The organism is Streptomyces sp. Rer75, assembly GCF_013414305.1.
GTDB lineage: Bacteria > Actinomycetota > Actinomycetes > Streptomycetales > Streptomycetaceae > Streptomyces > Streptomyces himastatinicus.
Genome location: NZ_CP058693.1, coordinates 2,246,941 through 2,266,558, shown reverse-complemented (window position 1 = coordinate 2,266,558; position 19,618 = coordinate 2,246,941). Strand labels below are relative to the sequence as shown.

Below are 19,618 nucleotides of genomic sequence, written 5' to 3'. Positions count from 1 at the left end.
ATGGCAGAGGCAGCGGCAGAGGCAGCACAGCCCCCCGTGGTCCGGGCGGAGGGCATCGTCAAACGCTTCGGACCGACCGTCGCCCTGGACCACGCCCACCTGGCCGTGCGCCCGGGGGAGGCGCACGCCCTCGTCGGACGGAACGGGGCGGGCAAGTCCACGCTGGTGTCCGTCCTCACCGGCATGGAACGCCCGGACGAGGGCGAGGTGACCTTCTCCGGTGAACCCGCCCCCGGCTACGGCGACACCGCGGCCTGGCAGCGCCGGGTCGCCTGCGTCTACCAGAAGTCGATGGTGGTCCCGCACCTGACGGTCGCCGAGAACCTGTACCTGGGCCGCTTCCAGGGCACCGGGCGCATCCGGTGGCGGGCGCTGCGCGAGGACGCCCGGGCGCTGCTGGGGGAGTACGGGGTGGACGTGGACCCCCAGACCCGGGCCAAGGACCTCGGCGTCGAACAGCGGCAGTTCGTGGAGATCGCCCGCGCCCTGTCCTTCGGCGCCCGGCTGATCATCCTCGACGAGCCCACCGCCCAGCTCGACGCGGGCGGCATCGACCGGCTCTTCACCAAGCTGCTCGAACTGCGCAGGCAGGGCGTCGCCTTCCTGTTCATCTCGCACCACCTCCAGGAGGTCTACGACCTCTGCGACACCGTCACCGTCTTCCGCGACGCCCGGCACGTGCTGACCGCCCCGGTCGCCGACCTGCCCAAGGAGGACCTGGTCGCGGCGATGACGGGCGACGGCGAAGGGGCCCCCGAGGGCGACTCCCGGGCTGCCGTCCGCGCCCCCGTCACCGTGCGCGAGGCCGACCCGGGCGGCGAGCCGGTGCTGCGCACCGAAGGGCTCACCCTGGAGGACGAGTTCGCGCCGCTGGACCTGGTGGTGCGGCCGGGCGAGGTGCTGGGCCTGGCCGGGGCGACCGCCAGCGGCAACACGGCGATCGGCGAGACCCTGGTGGGCCTGCGCAAGCCGGGCGGCGGCCGGGTCTCCGTACGGGGCAGGCCGGTACGCCCCGGCAGCGTGCCGCACGCCATCGACGCGGGCATCGGCTACGTCCCGGAGGACCGCCACGACCAGGGTCTCGTCCTGGGCCGCAGCGTCGCCGAGAACGCCACGCTGACCGTCACCGACCAGCTCGGGCCGTACGGCACGGTGCTGCCCTCCCGGACCCGCGCGTTCGCCCAGCGCATGATCACCTCGCTCGACATCAAGACCGCGGGACCGTCGCAGCCCGTCTCGGGCCTGTCCGGCGGCAATCAGCAGAAGGTCGTCATCGCCCGGGCGCTGGCACGCGAACCGAGCGTGCTGGTCGCGATCCGGCCGACCGCCGGGGTGGACGTGAAGTCCAAGGACGCCCTGCTCGGCGTCGTACGGGACGTCGCGGCGGCCGGGAGCGGCGCGCTGATCGTCTCCGACGAGCTGGACGACCTCCGGGTCTGCGACCGGGTCCTGGCCTTCTTCCACGGGCGGGTCGTCGCCGAGTTCGGCAGCGGCTGGAGCGACCGCCAGCTGGTCGCCGCGATGGAAGGCATGACGGAACCGGGCACGACAGGCGCGACCAGTACACCCAGCACGGACGGACGGCCACCGGCCGGGGAGACCGCACGGGAGGACCGCACGGGCACGGCCGAGGCCGCGGAGGGGCCCGAAGCCGTCCGCGGATCGACATCGCGCGCTGGCGCGATCTGTCCCTGGTCCCGGTGATCTTCGTGCTGGGCGTGATCGGCTTCATCGTCTCGCCCGCCTTCCTCACTGAGGACAACCTGATCGGCGTCGTCCAGCAGTCCACCGAGCTGGGGCTGCTGGTGCTGGGCGAGGCGCTGATCCTGATCAGCGGCCGGATGGACCTCTCCCTGGAGTCCACCATCGCCGTGGCGCCCGTGATCGCCCTCTGGCTGGTGCTGCCCTCGCACGGCGCGCGCTTCGAAGGGCTCGGGCTGTTGCCCGTATGGACGGCCATTCCGCTGTGCCTGGCGGTCGGCGCCCTGATCGGCGCGGCCAACGGCTTCCTGATGCTCAAGCTGCGCGTCAACGGCTTCATCGCGACCCTGGGCATGCTCACCATGCTGCGCGGACTCCAGGTCGGCATCGCCGAGGGCCAGTCCATCGTCAACGTCCCCGAGTCGTTCCGCTACCTCGGCAAGGCCGACTGGCTGGGCGCGCCCGCCGCCGTGTGGCTGTGCCTCGGCCTGTACGCGCTCGGCGGCCTCGCGCTCGGCTATCTGCGGCACGGCCGCGCCCTGTACGCGATCGGCGGCAACCCCGAGGCGGCGCGCGCCGCCGGTATCCGCGTCGACCGCATCACCTGGATCGTGCTCGCCGTCGGCGGCCTGCTGGCCGCCTTCGCCGGAATCCTCTACACCGGCCACTACGGCTCGGTCGCCGCGACCCAGGGCAACGGCTGGATCTTCCAGGTGTTCGCCGCCGCGGTCATCGGCGGCATCAGCCTCAAGGGCGGCCGCGGCACGCTCTTCGGAGCCCTCACGGGTGTGCTTACGCTGCAATTGGTCGTCAATGTGATGACCCTCGGCGGCGTTCCGCCACTGTGGAACCAGTTCATCAACGGCTCCATCATCATCGTCGCGCTGATCATCTCCCGCTACGCGAGCGGCGAGAAGCAGGACTGAGACCCAGAAACCGAGACGCAGTACCGAGCGAACAGGAACAGAGGCGAGGAATCATGGCGCAGGTACCGCGCGGACCGCGCGAACTGGGGCGCTCGGGCGTCCACGTACCACCCCTCGGGCTCGGCTGCGCCCCGCTGGCCAATCTGTACGCCGCGGTGCCCGAGGAACGTGCCCTGGCGACCGTCCACACCGCCCTGGACCTCGGCTGCACCTACCTCGACACCGCCCCGCACTACGGCGTCGGGCTGTCCGAGGAGCGGCTGGGCCGCGCGCTCGCCGGGCGCGACCGCGGCTCGTACACGCTCTCCACCAAGGTGGGGCGGCGGCTGCGGGACCGGACGCCCGGCGAACCCGCCCAGCCGGACGGGTTCGCGGACACCCCCGACCGCGTCCGCGAGTGGGACTTCACCCGGGACGGCATCCGCGCCACCCTGGAGTCCTCCCTGGAACGCCTCGGGGTCGAGGCCCTCGACATCGTCTACCTCCACGATCCGGAAAACCACATCCGCGAGGTGTACGAGACGGCCTTCCCCGCGCTCGCCGAACTGCGCGACCAGAAGCTCGTCCGGGCCATCGGCTTCGGCATGAACTACAGCGACATCCTCGCCCGCTTCGTCGCCGACCTCGATGTCGACGTCGTCCTGTGCGCCGGGCGCTGGACCCTGCTGGAGCGCACCGCCTACGACGACCTGCTGCCGGTGTGCGAGCGGCGCGGCACCTCCGTGGTGGTCGGCGGCGTCTACAACTCCGGGCTGCTCGCCGACCCCCGCCCCGGCGCCCGCTACAACTACGAGGAGGCACCCCCCGAGATCGCCGAGCGGGCCCGGCGGCTCGCCGCCGTCTGCGCCGAGTTCGGGGTGCCGCTGCGGGCCGCCGCCCTGCGCTTCCCGTTCGGCCACCCGGCCGTGGCCACGGCGGTCATCGGCGCCGCCGGACCGGACGAAGTGCGGGACAACGCCGAGATGTTCGGCTACGACATTCCCGACGAGCTGTGGCACGCGCTGGTCGGGCGCGGGCTGCTCGACGACGACATCCCGCTGCCGCTCTGACGGCCCGACCCCGAGGAACTTCCGTGCCGCTGAGCCGAATCGACGCCCACCACCACCTGTGGGACCTGTCCCGCAGGCCGCAGCCGTGGATGGACGGCCCCTGGGCCGACCCCATCGCCCGCACCGTCACCACTGCGGACCTGCTGCCGCACCTGGACGCCCACGGGATCGGCGCCACCGTCGTCATCCAGTCCAGCTCCTCGTACGACGAGACGCGCGAACTCCTCGCCCTGGCGGGCGCCTCGGACCGGATCGCGGGCGTCGTCGGCTGGGCCGACCTCACCGACCCCGAGCTGCCCGCGGTCCTCGCCGCCCTGGCCGCGGGCCCCGGCGGCGACCGGCTGGTGGGGCTGCGGCACCAGGTGCAGGACGAGCCGGACCCCGACTGGCTGGGGCGCGCCGACGTACGGCGCGGCCTCGCCGACGCGGCCGACGCGGGGCTCGTCTACGACCTGCTCGTCACCCCGCGCGAGCTGCCCGCCGCGATCGCCGCGGTGCGGGAGCTGCCGGGGGTGCGCTTCGTCCTCGACCACGCGGCCAAGCCGCCGATCGCGAGCGGCGAGCGCGACCCGTGGACCGGCCTTCTGACGCGACTGGCCGCCCTGCCGAACGTCGACTGCAAGCTGTCGGGGCTGGTGACCGAGGCCGACTGGGAGACCTGGAAGCCGGAGCAGGTGCTGCCGTACGCCCGGCACGTACTGGAGGCGTTCGGCCCGGAGCGGGTGCTGTTCGGTTCGGACTGGCCGGTGTGCGAACTGGCCGCGACGTACGCGGATGTCGTGACCCTGGCGGACCGTGCGACGGCCGGACTGACCGAAGCCGAACGCGCGTCGGTCTTCGGCACCAACGCGGCCCGCACGTACGCCCTGGGAACCTAGCGAGAGCCCCCGGACACGCGTCTCCGCCCCGGCCCCCGCGACCTCCGGCTGGGGCCCTGGGCCCGGAGCCCCCAGCGCGGCCGGTCTTCGGCCTCGGCCGGGGGCCCGGGACGGACGTGCCCCACACCCAGCCCCTCCGGCGTTTGAGGAGCGGGGTCCGGGGCGGAGCCCCGGGTTCGGGAAGGGGCGGGGTGGGGGAAGACGCCCCGCCCGTCACAGCGTCGACCGCAGCCACTGCTCCACACTCGCCACGTGCACCGTCGCCCACGACCGCGCCGCCTCCGCATCCCGATCCCGCAGCGCCTCCAGAATCGCCCGGTGCTCATGGAGCGTGCGGCTGACCGCGTCCTCCTGCGTGAGACCGCGCCAGACGCGGGCGCGGGTCGTGGGGCCGGAGAGCCCGTCCAGGAGGGAGCAGAGCACCGAGTTGCCCGACGCGTGGACGATGCCCCGGTGGAATTCGAGGTCGCAGGCGACCAGCTCCTCCACCGAGGGCGCCTCGCCCAGCGCGTCCAGCTGGGCGCCGAGCGCATCCAGTTCGGCGTCGCTGATCCGGCTACACGCCTGCGCCGTGGCCGCGGGCTCCAGGATGCGGCGCACCGCCAGGAACTCCAGCACGGTGTCGTCCCGGTGGAAGTCCACGACGAAGCTCAGCGCCTCCAGCAGCAGCTGGGGGTCGAGGCTGGTGACGTACGTACCGTCGCCCTGCCGCACGTCGAGGATGCGGATCAGGGACAGCGCGCGGACGGCCTCGCGCAGCGAATTGCGGGACAGGCCCAGATCCGCGGCCAGCTCGCTCTCCTTGGGAAGCCGGTCACCCGGGCGCAGCGCACCCGAGACGATCATGCCCTTGATTTTTTCGATCGCCTCGTCGGTGACCGCCATGATGGACCTCCGGGTCAAACATCCGATGTATGGGTCCATTATGACGCGCGCGGACCGGCGGCGTCTTCCGGGGACGCCGCCGGTCCGTTTCGGTCCTCTGTCGAGCCGCTGTCGGCCGCCGCCGACGGGGCTCAGAAGGTGGGGTTCAGAAGGTGGGGCTCAGAAGGTGAAGGGGCCCGGGGACTGGGCCGTGGTGGCGGTGCAGTTGACCGTGATCAGGCCGAAGACCACCAGCTTCAGCGACTTGGCCTCCAGCACGTCACCCGCGGCCACGGTGCCCTTGAGCGGGCCGGTGGTCACATCGGCGCCGGTCTTGATGGCCGGGTTGGCGTTGCCGGTGAACGTCGTGGTGCCGGAGCCGTTCTTCGACAGCGTCAGGGTGGAGCTGACCGCGCCCGCCGGAATGTCGATCGGCGCTTTGACGGCCGCCGAGGACAGGGTGATGGTCGCGGCGGTGCCGCTCTGCGTGGCTGTGAGCGTCGCCAGACCGGAACCGTAGGTTCCGCAGTCGGCCGTCAGGGTCGCGGTGGTCGGGGTGACCGCGACCGCGCTCGGCGCCAGCGCGAGCGCGCCGGCGGCCAGTGCTGCTGTTCCCATTGCCGTGCCGATCCCGAGCTTGATGCGTCTCATGGGGACTGCCTTCCGGAGTGGGGGAAGTGAGCGGTGGGCTTGTGGGGGGTGCGCCCGCGCTGAGGTGACCTGACTGTCCGTCATGCGTGGACGGAAAGCTATTGATGCGCGCGGCGCCGAAGAAGGCAAGAGTGATTCCGCAACTTTTTAACTGGCGAGTAAGGTCGCGTCCCGCCCACAGCCCCGACCACGCCCCCGCACAGACCGACGGCCGGGCGAGAAGGAACGTCTTCTCACCCGGCCGTCAGCAGAAGCGTCAGCCGCGCTTGGCCAGCAGCTCCTCGACCCGGCCGCGGATGGCGTCGTCGTCCAGGCCGCGGATCGTCAGCGTGGTGCGGCGGCGCAGCACGTCGTCCGCGGTCTGCGCCCACTCGTGGTCACGGGCGTAGACGACCTGGGCCCAGATCTCCGGGGCGTCCGGGTGGATCCGCTCGGCGAGCGCCGCGTCGCCGCTCGCCAGCCGCGCGATGTCGAAGGAGAGCGAACCGTAGTGGGTCGCCAGGTGGCGCGCGGTGTCCGCGGCCATGCGCGGGCCGGGCGTACCGCCGTCCACCAGCAGCCGGTGGGCGACCGCGTGCGGATTGGCGAGGCCCGGCAGCGGCATGTGCTTGGGCAGCTGCTTGACCGGCTCCATGTCGTCCGCGAGCGGACGGCCCGGCAGCTCGGCGAGCTTGCTCATCACGGTGCGGCCGATGTGGCGGAAGGTGGTCCACTTGCCGCCGGCTATGGAGAGCATGCCGCCCTTGCCCTCGGTGACGACCGTCTCCCGCTTGGCCTTGGCGGTGTCGCCGGGGCCGCCGGGTAGCACCCGCAGCCCCGCGAACGCGTAGGTGATCAGGTCGCGGGAGAGCTGCTGGTCGCGGATGGAGAACGCGGCCTCGTCCAGGATCTGCGTGGTGTCCGCGTCGTTGACCGCGACATCGGCCGGGTCGCCCTCGTACGGCTCGTCGGTGGTGCCGAGCAGCAGCATGTCCTCCCAGGGGAGGGCGAAGGTGATGCGGTACTTGTCGATGGGCGTCGCCAGCGCTGCCCGCCACGGGGAGGTGCGCTTGAGGACCAGGTGGGCGCCCTTGGAGAGTCGGATGGACGGCGCCGCGTTCGGGTCCTCCATCCGCCGCAGGTGGTCCACCCAAGGACCGGTGGCGTTGAGCACCAGCCGGGCGTTGACGCCGAACTCGGTGCCGTCGGTGCGGTCCCTCAGCTCCGCGCCGGTGACCCGGCCGTCCGTCTTGCGCAGCCCGGTGACCTCGGCGTGGTTGAGGACGGTGGCGCCCGCGTCGACCGCGGCCCGGACCGTCATCAGGGCCATGCGGCTGTCGTTCATCTGCCCGTCGCCGTACACGGCGACCGCCCGCAGCCCCTCGGTGCGCAGCTCCGGCACGTCCCGCGCGGCCTTCTCGGCGTTGATCACATGGCCGACGCCGTCGCGGAACGCGGAGAGCGCCGAGTACGCGAAGACGCCCGCGCCCAGCTTGGCCGCGCCGTGCGGGCCGCCCTTGTAGACCGGCAGGTAGAAGGTGAGCGGGTTGGACAGGTGCGGCGCGACGCTGCGCGAGACGGCGCGCCGCTCGAAGTGGTTCTCGGCGACGAGCTTGACCGCGCCGGTCTGGAGGTAGCGCAGGCCGCCGTGAAGCAGCTTGGAGGAGGCGGAGGAGGTGGCGCCGGCGAAGTCACCGGCGTCCACCATGGCCACCCGCAGTCCGGACTGCGCGGCGTGCCAGGCAGTGGTGATGCCCAGGATGCCGCCGCCGATCACCAGGAGGTCGTACGAAGCCTTGGACAGCTGTTCCCGGGTTTCGGCGCGGGTCGGGTGCGAACCGGCAGCCGGGCGCGTCCCGAGGGAAGGAACGCTCTGCAGGGGGGTCATTGAGATTACTCCTCGTCCTCGATCCAGCCCATGGTCCGCTGCACGGCCTTGAGCCAGTTCTTGTACTCGCGGTCCCGTACGTCCGCGTCCATACGGGGGGTCCACTCGGCGGCCCGGCGCCAGTTGGCGCGCAGGGCGTCGGTGTCCGGCCAGAAGCCGACGGCCAGGCCGGCGGCGTAGGCGGCGCCGAGGCAGGTGGTCTCGGCCACCATCGGGCGCACCACGGGTGCGTCGAGGGCGTCCGAGAGGGTCTGCATCAGCAGGTTGTTGGAGGTCATTCCGCCGTCGACCTTGAGCGCGGTCAGCTCGACGCCGGAGTCCTTGGTCATCGCGTCGACGATCTCGCGGGTCTGCCAGGCGGTCGCCTCCAGCACGGCCCGCGCGATGTGCGCCTTGGTGACGTAACGCGTCAGGCCCGCGATCACGCCGCGCGCGTCGTCGCGCCAGTACGGGGCGAACAGACCGGAGAACGCGGGCACGAAGTACGCGCCGCCATTGTCGTCCACCGAGCTGGCCAGGGTCTCGATCTCGGCGGCGCTGTTGATCAGCCCCATCTGGTCGCGCATCCACTGCACCAGCGAACCGGTGACCGCGATGGAGCCCTCCAGGGCGTACACCGGCTTCTGGTCGCCGATCCGGTAACCGACGGTGGTCAGCAGGCCGTTGTAGGAGTTGACCGGCTTGTCGGCGGTGTTCATCAGCAGGAAGGTGCCGGTGCCGTACGTCGACTTGGCCTCGCCCTCGGCGAAACAGGTCTGGCCGAACAGGGCCGCCTGCTGGTCGCCGAGCGCGGAGGCGACGGGCACGCCCTGGAGGATGCCGTCGGCGGTGCGCCCGTACACCTCGGCGGAGGAGCGGATCTTCGGCAGCACGGCGGCCGGGATCTCCATCGACGTCAGGATCTTCGGGTCCCAGTCGAGGGTGTGCAGGTTCATCAGCATGGTGCGGGAGGCGTTGGTGACGTCGGTGACGTGCACGCCGCCGTTGACCCCGCCGGTCAGGTTCCAGATGACCCAGGAGTCCATGGTGCCGAAGAGGATGTCGCCCGACTCGGCGCGCTCGCGCAGCCCCTCGACGTTGTCGAGCAGCCAGCGGATCTTGGGTCCGGCGAAGTAGGACGCCAGCGGGAGGCCCGTCTCGCGGCGGAACCGGTCCTGGCCGACGTTGCGGCCCAGCTCCCGGCAGAGCGCGTCGGTCCGGGTGTCCTGCCAGACCAGCGCGTTGTGCACCGGCTCGCCGGTGTTCTTGTCCCACAGCAGGGTGGTCTCGCGCTGGTTGGTGATGCCGATCGCCTTGACGTCGGCGGAGGTGATCTCGGCCTTGGTGATCGCGCCGGTCACGACCTCCTGCACGTTCTGCCAGATCTCGGTCGCATTGTGTTCGACCCAGCCCGGCTTGGGGAAAATCTGTTCGTGCTCCTTCTGGTCGACCGAGACGATGCGCCCGTCCCGGTCGAAGACGATGCAGCGGCTGGACGTGGTGCCCTGGTCGATGGCGGCGATGAACGGACCGTGTCCGTGGGAGGAGGCGCTCGTGGTGTGGGTGTCGGTCATGGTGGGTTGCTCTCCTGCGAGTCCGATGGGGTGGGGGCTAGGCGAAGGCGATCTCGTAGATGCCGCCGGCGATGGCTCCACCGAGGAGCGGGCCGACGACGGGGATCCAGGCGTAGCCCCAGTCCGACCCGCCCTTGTTGGGCAGCGGCAGGAGGGCGTGCACGATGCGCGGGCCCAGGTCACGTACCGGGTTGATGGCGTAGCCGGTCGGGCCGCCGAGCGAGAGGCCGATGCCGACCACGACCAGGGCGGTGATCAGGACGCCGATCACGCCCAGCCCCTTGCCGTCGCCGTTCAGGCCCTGGGTGAGGATGGCGAGGACCAGCACGACGGTGGCGATGATCTCGGTGAGCACGTTCTGAGCGGTGTTCCGGATCTCCGGGCCGGTGGAGAAGATCCCCAGCACCGGGCCCGCGGCGCCCGCCTGAGCGGCGTCGGCCTTCTTCGTGTCCTGGGCGCCCGGGCCGCCGACCACCTCGCGGTCGGTGAGGTGCGCCCGGAAGTGGCCCACGTACGCGAACCACACCAGGACCGCGCCGATCATGGCGCCGAGGATCTGCCCGAGGAAGTAGATCGGTACGTGGCCCCACTCGGTGCCGCCCGAGATCGCGAGACCGAGCGTCACCGCCGGGTTGAGGTGCGCGCCGGAGAGCGGCGCCGAAATGTACGCGCCCGTGAGGACGGCGAAGCCCCACCCGAAGGTGATGGCCAGCCATCCCGCGTCGAACGCCTTGGATCGCTTCAAGAGAACGCCTGCGACGACACCACAGCCGAGCAGGGTGAGTACGGCGGTACCGATGGTCTCGCCGATGAAGATGTCGGAGCTGGACACCCGCGACTCCTTTGTCCTTCGTCCAGGGGAAGGCGAACCCCCGGTCCCGCCGGGGATCCGCGCCCTCATGGGAGGGCGTTGGTCGGCCCGCGGCGAGTCCACCATAGCGAATATTGTCGTCAGGTGTTCGACAATGCCGACCGATGAACGGCAGTTTTCTTCACGGCGAAGACCCCGTCAAGGGTCGTGTGGAGGAAAACTCGGGAGGATGTGAAACCGTGATGAATGACCATAGACCTGGCCAAAGGTCCTGGTCAGGACGGGCGATCAGGCTCCCGGTCCAGGTCGGGCGCGCTCCGGGCCGGGGCAGGGCAGGGGCCGGGCAGGGGCCGGACCGGGGGCCTCCGGGAGGGGCCGCGGTCAGAACCGTCCGGCGCCCAGGTCGCGGGAGACCGCCCGCGCGCAGTCCCGTACGGCGGCGATCAGCTCGGAGCGCAGCTCCCCGTCATCGCACACCCGCTCCACCGCGCCCGTGATCCCCACCGCCCCCACCGGCAGCCGCCGCCGGTCGTGCACCGGGGCCGCGACCGACGCGACGCCCTCCCACGTCTCCTCCACGTCCGAGCCCCAGCCGCGCGCCCGGGTGAGCGCCAGGACGCCCTCGAACGCGTCCGTCTCGGTCACCGTGCGCTTGGTGAACGGCTTCCGGTCGCCCTCGGCCGCCTCGCTGTGCGCCACCGGGTCGTACGCGGACAGCACCTTGCCCAGCGCGGTGGAGTGCAGCGGCTGCATGGCGCCGACCTCCAGCACCTGACGGCTGTCGTCCGGCCGGAAGACATGGTGGACGATGAGCACGCCCTGCTGGTGCAGCACGCCGAGGTAGACGCTCTCGCCGCTGGAGCGCGCCAGGTCGTCCGTCCACACCAGGGCGCGGGCGCGCAGCTCATGGACGTCCAGATAGCTGTTGCCCAGCCGCAGCAGCTCGGCGCCCAGCTGGTAGCGGCCCGAGTTCTCGTCCTGTTCCACGAACCCCTCCTGCTGGAGGGTGCGCAGGATGCCGTGGGCGGTCCCCTTGGCGAGCCCGAGGGTGGAGGCGATGTCGGACAGTCCCAGCCGGCGCTCGCCGCCGGCGAGCAGGCGTAGCATCGCGGCAGCCCGCTCCAACGACTGGATGTTCCGTGCCATCGCCAACCTCCTGACTGCGGTTCGACAATGCTGAACACTATCGGTCCATGCCGACTCCGCGGTACACACAGCCAAACGTAAACGATCACCAGTCCGCGGCGGCCGACCGGAGGATGTGAGTCCGGCTGATGGGACGGCCCCCTGCCCTCTTGCCCCCGGCAGCTAGGCTGGCCTGGTGCGCCCTTGCCAAGTGAGGGCGCAAAGCCGACAGCCGTCGCACTCCAGGGAGCACATCCATGGCCTCGCACACGTCATCGTCCGCATCCGCCGCCCGAATCGACGCCCTCCGCGAGGCACTGGCCTCCCGCGTAGTCGTCGCCGACGGTGCGATGGGCACGATGCTCCAGGCGCAGGACCCCAGTCTCGACGACTTCCAGCAGCTCGAAGGCTGCAACGAGATCCTCAACATCACCCGCCCCGACATCGTCCGCTCGGTCCACGAGGCGTACTTCGCGGTCGGCGTGGACTGTGTCGAGACGAACACCTTCGGCGCCAACCACGCGGCGCTGGGCGAGTACGACATCCCCGAGCGGGTCTACGAGCTGTCCGAGGCGGGCGTCCGGATCGCCCGCGAGGTGGCCGACGAGTTCGCCGCCGACGGCCGCCACCGCTGGGTGCTCGGCTCGATGGGCCCCGGAACCAAGCTCCCCACCCTCGGCCACGCCCCGTACACCACGCTGCGCGACGCCTACCAGCAGAACGCCGAAGGCATGATCGCCGGTGGTGCGGACGCCCTCCTGGTCGAGACCACCCAGGACCTGCTCCAGACCAAGGCCGCGATCCTCGGCGCCCGCCGCGCCCTGGACGCCACCGGCGCGGGCCTCCCCATCATCTGCTCGGTCACCGTCGAGACCACCGGCACCATGCTGCTGGGCTCCGAGATCGGCGCGGCGCTGACCGCCCTGGAACCGCTCGGCATCGACATGATCGGCCTCAACTGCGCCACCGGCCCGGCCGAGATGAGCGAGCACCTGCGCTACCTCGCCCGCCACTCGCGCGTGCCCCTGTCCTGCATGCCCAACGCGGGCCTGCCGGTGCTCGGCAAGGACGGCGCCCACTACCCGCTCACCCCGGCCGAGCTGGCCGACGCCCAGGAGACCTTCGTCCGCGAGTACGGCATGTCGCTGGTCGGCGGCTGCTGCGGCACCACGCCCGAGCACCTGCGCCAGGTCGTCGAGCGGGTCCGCGACCTGACCCCGACCACGCGCGAGCCGCGCCCCGAGCCGGGCGCCGCCTCGCTGTACCAGACGGTGCCGTTCCGTCAGGACACCTCGTACCTGGCCATCGGCGAGCGGACGAACGCCAACGGGTCCAAGAAGTTCCGCGAGGCCATGCTGGACGGCCGCTGGGACGACTGCGTGGAGATGGCCCGCGAGCAGATCCGCGAGGGCGCCCACCTGCTCGACCTGTGCGTCGACTACGTCGGCCGCGATGGCGTCGCCGACATGCAGGAGCTGGCCGGCCGCTTCGCCACCGCCTCCACGCTGCCCATCGTGCTGGACTCCACCGAGGTGGACGTCATCCAGGCCGGGCTGGAGAAGCTGGGCGGCCGCGCGGTCATCAACTCGGTCAACTACGAGGACGGCGACGGCCCCGAGTCCCGCTTCGCCAAGGTCACCCAGCTCGCCCGCGAGCACGGCGCCGCGCTGATCGCGCTGACCATCGACGAGGAGGGCCAGGCGCGCACGCCGGAGAAGAAGGTCGAGATCGCCCAGCGGATCATCGCCGACCTCACCGGCAACTGGGGCATCCACGAGTCCGACATCCTCATCGACACCCTGACCTTCACCATCTGCACCGGCCAGGAGGAGTCCCGCAAGGACGGCATCGCCACCATCGAGGCGATCCGCGAGCTCAAGCGCCGCCACCCGGACGTGCAGACCACGCTCGGCCTGTCGAACATCTCCTTCGGCCTCAACCCGGCCGCCCGCATCCTGCTCAACTCCGTCTTCCTGGACGAGTGCGTCAAGGCCGGGCTGGACTCGGCGATCGTCCACGCGAGCAAGATCCTGCCGATCGCGCGGTTCGACGACGAGCAGGTCACCACGGCCCTCGACCTCATCTACGACCGCCGCGCCGAGGGCTACGACCCGCTCCAGAAGCTGATGGCGCTCTTCGAGGGCGCCACCGCCAAGTCCCTCAAGGCGGGCAAGGCCGAGGAACTGGCCGCCCTGCCGCTGGACGAGCGCCTCCAGCGGCGCATCATCGACGGCGAGCGCAACGGCCTGGAGGCCGACCTCGACGAGGCGCTCCAGGAGCGCCCGGCGCTGGAGATCGTCAACGAGACGCTGCTGGCGGGCATGAAGGTCGTCGGCGAACTGTTCGGCTCCGGCCAGATGCAGCTGCCGTTCGTCCTCCAGTCCGCCGAGGTGATGAAGACCGCGGTGGCCCACCTGGAGCCGCACATGGAGAAGTCCGACGACGAGGGCAAGGGCACCATCGTGCTGGCCACCGTCCGCGGCGACGTCCATGACATCGGCAAGAACCTCGTGGACATCATCCTGTCCAACAACGGCTACAACGTGGTCAACCTGGGCATCAAGCAGCCGGTCTCCGCGATCCTGGACGCCGCCCAGGAGCACCGCGCCGACGTCATCGGCATGTCCGGCCTGCTGGTGAAGTCCACGGTGATCATGAAGGAGAACCTGGAGGAGCTGAACCAGCGCAGCCTGGCCGCCGACTACCCCGTCATCCTCGGCGGCGCCGCCCTCACCCGCGCCTACGTCGAACAGGACCTCCACGAGATCTACGAGGGCGAGGTCCGCTACGCCCGCGACGCCTTCGAGGGTCTGCGCCTCATGGACGCCCTCATCGCCGTCAAGCGCGGCGTGCCCGGCGCGGAGCTGCCCGCCCTCAAGCAGCGCCGGGTGCCCAAGCGGGACGCGGCCCTGAGCGACCCGGAGCCGGAGGGCCCGTCGCGCTCCGACGTCGCCACCGACAACCCGGTGCCCACCCCGCCCTTCTGGGGCACCCGCGTCGTCAAGGGCATCCAGCAGGTCGACTACGCCTCCTGGCTGGACGAGGGCGCGCTGTTCAAGGGCCAGTGGGGGCTCAAGGAGGCCCGCACCGGCGACGGACCGAGCTACGCGGAACTGGTGGAGTCCGAGGGCCGCCCGCGGCTGCGCGGCTGGCTGGACAAGCTGCGTACGGAGAACCTGCTGGAAGCCGCCGTGGTCTACGGCTACTTCCCCTGCGTCTCCAAGGGCGACGACCTCGTCCTGCTCAACGAGGACGGCAGCGAGCGCACCCGCTTCACCTTCCCGCGCCAGCGCCGGGGCCGCCGGCTGTGCCTGGCGGACTTCTTCCGGCCCGAGGAGTCCGGCGAGACCGATGTGGTCGGCCTCCAGGTCGTCACCGTCGGCTCGAGGATCGGCGAGGCGACCGCGGACCTGTTCGCCGCCGACTCCTACCGCGACTACCTGGAGCTGCACGGGCTGTCCGTGCAGCTCGCCGAGGCGCTCGCCGAGTACTGGCACGCCCGGGTCCGGTCCGAGCTCGGCTTCGCGGGGGAGGACCCCGGCGACATCGAGGACATGTTCGCGCTGAAGTACCGCGGCGCACGCTTCTCGCTCGGCTACGGCGCCTGCCCCGACCTGGAGGACCGGGCGAAGATCGCCGAACTGCTGGAGCCGGAGCGGATCGGGGTGAAGCTCTCCGAGGAGTTCCAGCTGCACCCCGAGCAGTCGACCGACGCGATCGTCATCCATCACCCGGAGGCGAAGTACTTCAACGCCCGGTAACCGGCGGGCGCCCGACAGGAGGCGCCGCGACGCGACGCGTCGTAGACTGGTCGATCCGGTAGAGGCCGGTCGTCTTCCACATCGTGGAAGGGGGCCGGCCTTCGTGCCCCGTATCCGGAGGTGTTTGGATGACCAGCAGCATCCCCGCCGTCGCCACCCGTACGGCCGAAGGCTCCGCCCTCCAGGCGGTCCTGCTCGACATGGACGGCACCCTGGTGGACACCGAGGACATCTGGTGGGACGCGGAAGTGTCGATCTTCGCCGAGCTGGGCCATGCCCTCGCCGAGGAGTACCGCCAAGTGGTGGTCGGCGGCCCGATGGCCCGCAGCGCCTCGTTCCTCATCGAGGCCACCGGCGCCGACATCGCGCTCGCCGAGCTGACCGGCCTGCTGAACAGCCGCTTCACCGAGCTGCTCGACGGCACCGTGCCCATGCTGCCCGGCGCGCGCCGGCTGCTCACCGAGCTGGGCGCGCACGGGGTGCCGACCGCCCTGGTCTCCGCCTCGCACCGCCGGGTGATGGACCGGCTGCTGCGGTCGATCGGCCCGGAGAACTTCGCGCTGACGGTCGCGGGCGACGAGATCGGCCGCACCAAACCGCACCCCGACCCGTATCTGTTCGCCGCCGCGGGGCTGGCCGCCGACCCGGCGCGGTGCGTGGTCATCGAGGACACCGCGACCGGGGTACGGGCCGCCGAGGCGGCCGGGTGCCGGGTGCTGGCGGTGCCCTCCCTCGTGCCGATCGAGCCCGCGGCGGGCCGTACGGTCATCGGATCGCTGGAAGAAGTCGATCTTCCATTTCTGCGCGGACTCGTCACAGGAATGCACTGATCGCGCACTGAGCGTATGTCTGTAAATTGCAGACTGAATAACGCGCTCCCCATTTTTGTGTGGCGGCACCGGCATTCCGGGCGTGATGTTTATCACTGCATATGCCGTCGACAGATCGGGTGGGTATCTGCTGCGCGTCCTGTTTGGTGCGATGTGGGTGCGCCCTTGTGTCCGGATTGATGACATGCCGTACGAAACGCGACCGCGTTCGGATATCGGGCGGACCTTTCTCGTTATCGGTGCGTGATATCGCCTCAACTTCGTTGTGTCTGAGCATGGCTGGCGCCTCGGACTAATCTCGTCGCGAGTGGTTGATCGATCGCAGGGAGACTCCCGACAATGAAGCGCAAGTCGCTCGCGCTGCCGGCCGTGGCGGGCCTACTGACGTCAGCGCTCACCGCATGCGGTGGCCCCGACGGCTCGGGCGCTGACGACGGCGCCATCGTCCTGGGGAGTACCGACCGGATCGAGGCATCCAAGGCGGCGCCCGCCCCGCTGGACCCCGCCCAGGCGTACGACTTCGCCTCCTGGAGCGTCCTCCACAACACCTTCCAGACGCTGATGCGGCTGCCCCGCTCCGGGACCGAGCCGATACCCGACGCCGCGCAGAAGTGCGGCTTCCAGGACCGGCAGAGCGAGCAGTACCGCTGCACCCTGCGCAGCGGGCTGAAGTTCTCCGACGGCCACGCGCTCACCTCCGAGGACGTCAAGTTCTCCCTCGACCGGATGCTGCGCATCAAGGACCGCAACGGCCCGGTCTCCCTGCTCTCCAACGTCGACAAGGTGGAGACCCCGACCTCCCGCGAGGTCGTCATCCACCTCCGCGCGCCCGACGCGACCTTCCCGTCCAAGCTCACCACCCCGGCCGCGGCCATCCTGGACAGCGAGTCCTACCGGGGGAACGCGCTGCGCAAGGGCTTCAGCCTCGTCGGCTCTGGCCCGTACCAGGCGAAGACCGAGGTACGGGACGACCGGCTGGTGAAGGTGCGCTTCACCCGGAACCCGAACTACCAGGGCGATGTGAAGCCGGACAACGACAAGGTCGAGATGCGGTTCTTCGACTCCGCACCGGCCATGGAGAAGGCGCTGACCAAGGGCGACATCGACGTGGTGCACCGCGGCTTCTCGCCCGGCCAGATCGACGAGCTCAACAAGGGCGAGGTCGAGGGCGTCCGGCTCTTCGAGTCCTCCGGCCAGGGCATCCGCTACCTCGTCTTCGACACCGACGCCCCGGTGGTCGGAACCAAGGCCGTACGGCAGGCCATCGCCCACCTGGTGGACCGGCAGGCGCTGGTGCGCGACGTCTACAAGCGGACCGCCGAGCCCCTCTACTCGCTGATCCCGAGCAACGTCACCTCGCACACCAACTCGTTCTACAACGAGTACGGCGACCCCGACCCCGGCGCGGCCCGCACCGCCCTGCGCGACGCCGGGGTCAGCACCCCGGTGAAGCTGACCCTGACGTACACGACCGACCACTACGGTCCGGAGACCGCCCAGGAGTTCAAGGAGCTCCAGAGCCAGCTCAACCGCAGCGGCCTCTTCAAGGTCAAGATCAAGGGCGTCCGCTGGACCGAGTTCCGCCCCAACCTCCCCAAGCGCGCGTACGCCGCCTACGGCATGGGGTGGCTGCCGGACTTCCCGGACCCGGACAACTACATCGCGCCCTTCCTGACCAAGGACAACTTCCTCAACTCGCCCTACCGCGACAGCACCGTGCAGGGCGAGCTGATCCCGCGGACCCGGCAGGAGAGCCAGCGGACCCGCGCGGCCGGAGACTTCCAGACCATCCAGAACACCGTCGCCGACGATGTTCCCTATCTGCCTCTGTGGCAGGGGAACACCTATGTGGCGGCCCGAGAGAACATCACCGGGGCCGAATACGCATTCGACTCCTCGACCATGCTTCAGCTCTGGGAGCTGGGCCGAGGAGCCGGCAGCTGACGCAACGCCAGACGGGGGCCGGACAACGAGACGACGAAACTGTGAGGAAACCACCCGTGAGGAAACGTGACCAGTGGCTGGCAGCTCCCCTTGGAGCGGGACTTGCCGCCGCCCTGCTCACCGGCTGTGGGAGCGAGGACGGGGACACCGCGGGCAGCGGTGAGCACGTCGTCATGGGAATGTCGGACGAGGTGCTGGCAACCGACCCGGCATCCGGCTACGACCCGGGCTCCTGGCTGTTGTTCAACAACGTGTTCCAGTCACTGCTGAGCTTCCCCAAGGGCGGCACCACCCCGCAGCCGGAGGCGGCGGAGAAGTGCGGCTTCAAGGACAACTCCAGCCAGGTCTTCACCTGCACCCTGCGGAACGACCTGAAGTTCTCCAACGGACATCCGCTGACCTCCGAGGACGTCAAGTTCTCGTTCGAGCGCACCATGCGGATCAACGACGAGAACGGCCCGGCGGTGATGCTCGCCAGCATCGGGAACATCAAGACCCCGGACGAGCGGACCGTCGTCTTCAACCTGAAGACCCCGGACGCCACCTTCCCGCAGAAGATCGCCTCCGGCGCCGGGTCCATCGTGGACCACAGCGAATACCCGGCCGACAAGCTGCGCACCGACAACAAGGCGATCGGCTCCGGCGTCTACAAGCTGGACTCCTTCAGCAAGAAGGAGGCGGACTTCTCGGTCAACGGCCAGTACAAGGGCCCCGCCGAGGCCCAGAACACCGGCATGACCCTGAAGTTCTTCCAGGGCCGCCAGCAGCAGCTGAAGGACGCCGTCCAGAACGGCGACGTGGACCTGGCCTACCGCGGGCTGGCCATGAAGGACCTGGCCGACCTCCAGGCCGAGTCCCTCAGCGGCGGCAAGAACCTCAACGTCGTCGAGGGCACCGGCGCCGAGGTCCAGCACCTGGTCTTCAACATGAAGGACCCGGTCGCCGGGAAACTCGGCGTGCGCAAGGCCATGGCGTACCTCCTCGACCGCTCCACCCTGGTCCGGGACGTCTACAAGCGCACCGCCGAGCCGCTGTACTCCGTCGTCCCCGCCGGCATCACCGGCCACAACACGGCCTTCTTCGACAAGTACGGCGACCGGCCGCAGCCCGAGAAGGCCGAACAGGCGCTGCGCGACGAGGGCATCACCGACAAGGTCAAGCTCACCCTGTGGGGCACCCCGATCCGCTACGGCCCCGGCACCGTCCCGGGCCTGCACGAGATCGCCAAGCAGCTCAACGCCAGCGGGCTGTTCGACGTCGACGTGAAGAGCACCGACGTCGCCACCTACGAGAAGGGCGTGGCCGCGGGCGACTACCCCGTCTACGTCAAGGGCTGGGTGCCCGACTACCCCGACCCGGACAACTTCGTCGCCCCGTTCTTCGGCGCCGACAACGTCCTGGCCAACCACTACACCCAGGCGCAGCTCACCGGGCAGCTCATCCCGGCCACCGCCGGCCAGCCCAGCCGCGCGGCCACAGTCGGCGACTTCCAGAAGATACAGAACCTGGTCGCCGACGACGTGCCGATGCTGCCGCTGTGGCAGGGCAAGCAGTACGCGGTGGCCCAGGAGTCCATCTCCGGGCTCCAGTGGACCCTGGACGCCTCGACGGTCTTCCGCTTCTGGGAGATCAAGAAGTCCCCCACGGACTGACGCCCG

14 protein-coding genes are annotated in these 19,618 nt (G+C 70.5%); 8 read left to right on the top strand and 6 right to left on the bottom strand.

The features are described from left to right. From HYQ63_RS09235 to HYQ63_RS09220, 4 genes are read left to right on the top strand one after another with little or no spacing between them, the layout of a single operon-like run. Positions 1–1,704 carry a sugar ABC transporter ATP-binding protein gene (locus HYQ63_RS09235; RefSeq protein ID WP_257231764.1) on the top strand — a complete coding sequence of 568 codons (1,704 nt, stop codon included), beginning with the start codon at positions 1–3 and terminating at the stop codon, positions 1,702–1,704. Then, on the top strand, positions 1,662–2,627 hold the full coding sequence (locus tag HYQ63_RS09230; protein ID WP_179939901.1) for an ABC transporter permease: 966 nt from the start codon (positions 1,662–1,664) through the stop codon (positions 2,625–2,627). The genes HYQ63_RS09235 and HYQ63_RS09230 overlap by 43 nt, the downstream gene beginning before the upstream one ends. A 53-nt stretch (positions 2,628–2,680) precedes the next feature. Then, entirely contained in the window at positions 2,681–3,676 is a 996-nt protein-coding gene (locus HYQ63_RS09225; RefSeq protein WP_179933374.1) for an aldo/keto reductase, read from the top strand. A gap of 29 nt (positions 3,677–3,705) precedes the next feature. After that, positions 3,706–4,554 carry an amidohydrolase gene (locus tag HYQ63_RS09220; protein ID WP_179939899.1) on the top strand — a complete coding sequence of 283 codons (849 nt, stop codon included), beginning with the start codon at positions 3,706–3,708 and terminating at the stop codon, positions 4,552–4,554. Positions 4,555–4,767: 213 nt separating this feature from the next. On the opposite strand, the gene HYQ63_RS09215 is transcribed toward HYQ63_RS09220, so the two are convergent. The 6 genes from HYQ63_RS09215 to HYQ63_RS09190 all read right to left on the bottom strand — a co-directional run bounded on the left by HYQ63_RS09215 (position 4,768) and on the right by HYQ63_RS09190 (position 11,446). Continuing rightward, positions 4,768–5,439 carry a FadR/GntR family transcriptional regulator gene (locus tag HYQ63_RS09215; protein ID WP_179933373.1) on the bottom strand — a complete coding sequence of 224 codons (672 nt, stop codon included), beginning with the start codon at positions 5,437–5,439 and terminating at the stop codon, positions 4,768–4,770. Positions 5,440–5,598: 159 nt separating this feature from the next. Further along, on the bottom strand, positions 5,599–6,069 hold the full coding sequence (locus HYQ63_RS09210; protein WP_123101093.1) for a hypothetical protein: 471 nt from the start codon (positions 6,067–6,069) through the stop codon (positions 5,599–5,601). Positions 6,070–6,325: 256 nt separating this feature from the next. Next, the gene (locus HYQ63_RS09205; protein WP_179933372.1) at positions 6,326–7,936 is read right to left on the bottom strand and encodes a glycerol-3-phosphate dehydrogenase/oxidase; all 1,611 of its coding nucleotides are present in this window, start codon (positions 7,934–7,936) and stop codon (positions 6,326–6,328) included. A 5-nt stretch (positions 7,937–7,941) separates the two neighbouring features. Then, positions 7,942–9,489: a glycerol kinase GlpK gene (glpK, locus tag HYQ63_RS09200; protein ID WP_179933371.1), complete on the bottom strand. Its 1,548-nt coding sequence runs from the start codon at positions 9,487–9,489 to the stop codon at positions 7,942–7,944. Positions 9,490–9,526: 37 nt separating this feature from the next. Continuing rightward, entirely contained in the window at positions 9,527–10,321 is a 795-nt protein-coding gene (locus tag HYQ63_RS09195) for an MIP/aquaporin family protein (RefSeq protein WP_179933370.1), read from the bottom strand. Positions 10,322–10,681: 360 nt separating this feature from the next. Then, positions 10,682–11,446, bottom strand: coding sequence for an IclR family transcriptional regulator (locus tag HYQ63_RS09190; RefSeq protein WP_179933369.1), 765 nt, complete (start codon positions 11,444–11,446; stop codon positions 10,682–10,684). Positions 11,447–11,682: 236 nt separating this feature from the next. On the opposite strand from HYQ63_RS09190, the gene metH reads away from it, so the two are divergent. The 4 genes from metH to HYQ63_RS09170 all read left to right on the top strand — a co-directional run bounded on the left by metH (position 11,683) and on the right by HYQ63_RS09170 (position 19,612). Then, positions 11,683–15,186: a methionine synthase gene (gene metH, locus HYQ63_RS09185; RefSeq protein ID WP_179933368.1), complete on the top strand. Its 3,504-nt coding sequence runs from the start codon at positions 11,683–11,685 to the stop codon at positions 15,184–15,186. 128 nt (positions 15,187–15,314) lie between these two features. Beyond that, entirely contained in the window at positions 15,315–16,016 is a 702-nt protein-coding gene (locus tag HYQ63_RS09180; protein ID WP_179933367.1) for an HAD family phosphatase, read from the top strand. Between the two features lie 339 nt (positions 16,017–16,355). After that, a complete protein-coding gene (locus HYQ63_RS09175) occupies positions 16,356–17,960 on the top strand; it encodes an ABC transporter substrate-binding protein (protein WP_179933366.1) in 1,605 nt (534 codons plus the stop codon). A 56-nt stretch (positions 17,961–18,016) separates the two neighbouring features. Continuing rightward, complete coding sequence (locus HYQ63_RS09170; protein ID WP_179933365.1) at positions 18,017–19,612, top strand: ABC transporter substrate-binding protein; 1,596 nt, start codon at positions 18,017–18,019, stop codon at positions 19,610–19,612. The last annotated feature ends 6 nt before the right edge of the window (positions 19,613–19,618 follow it).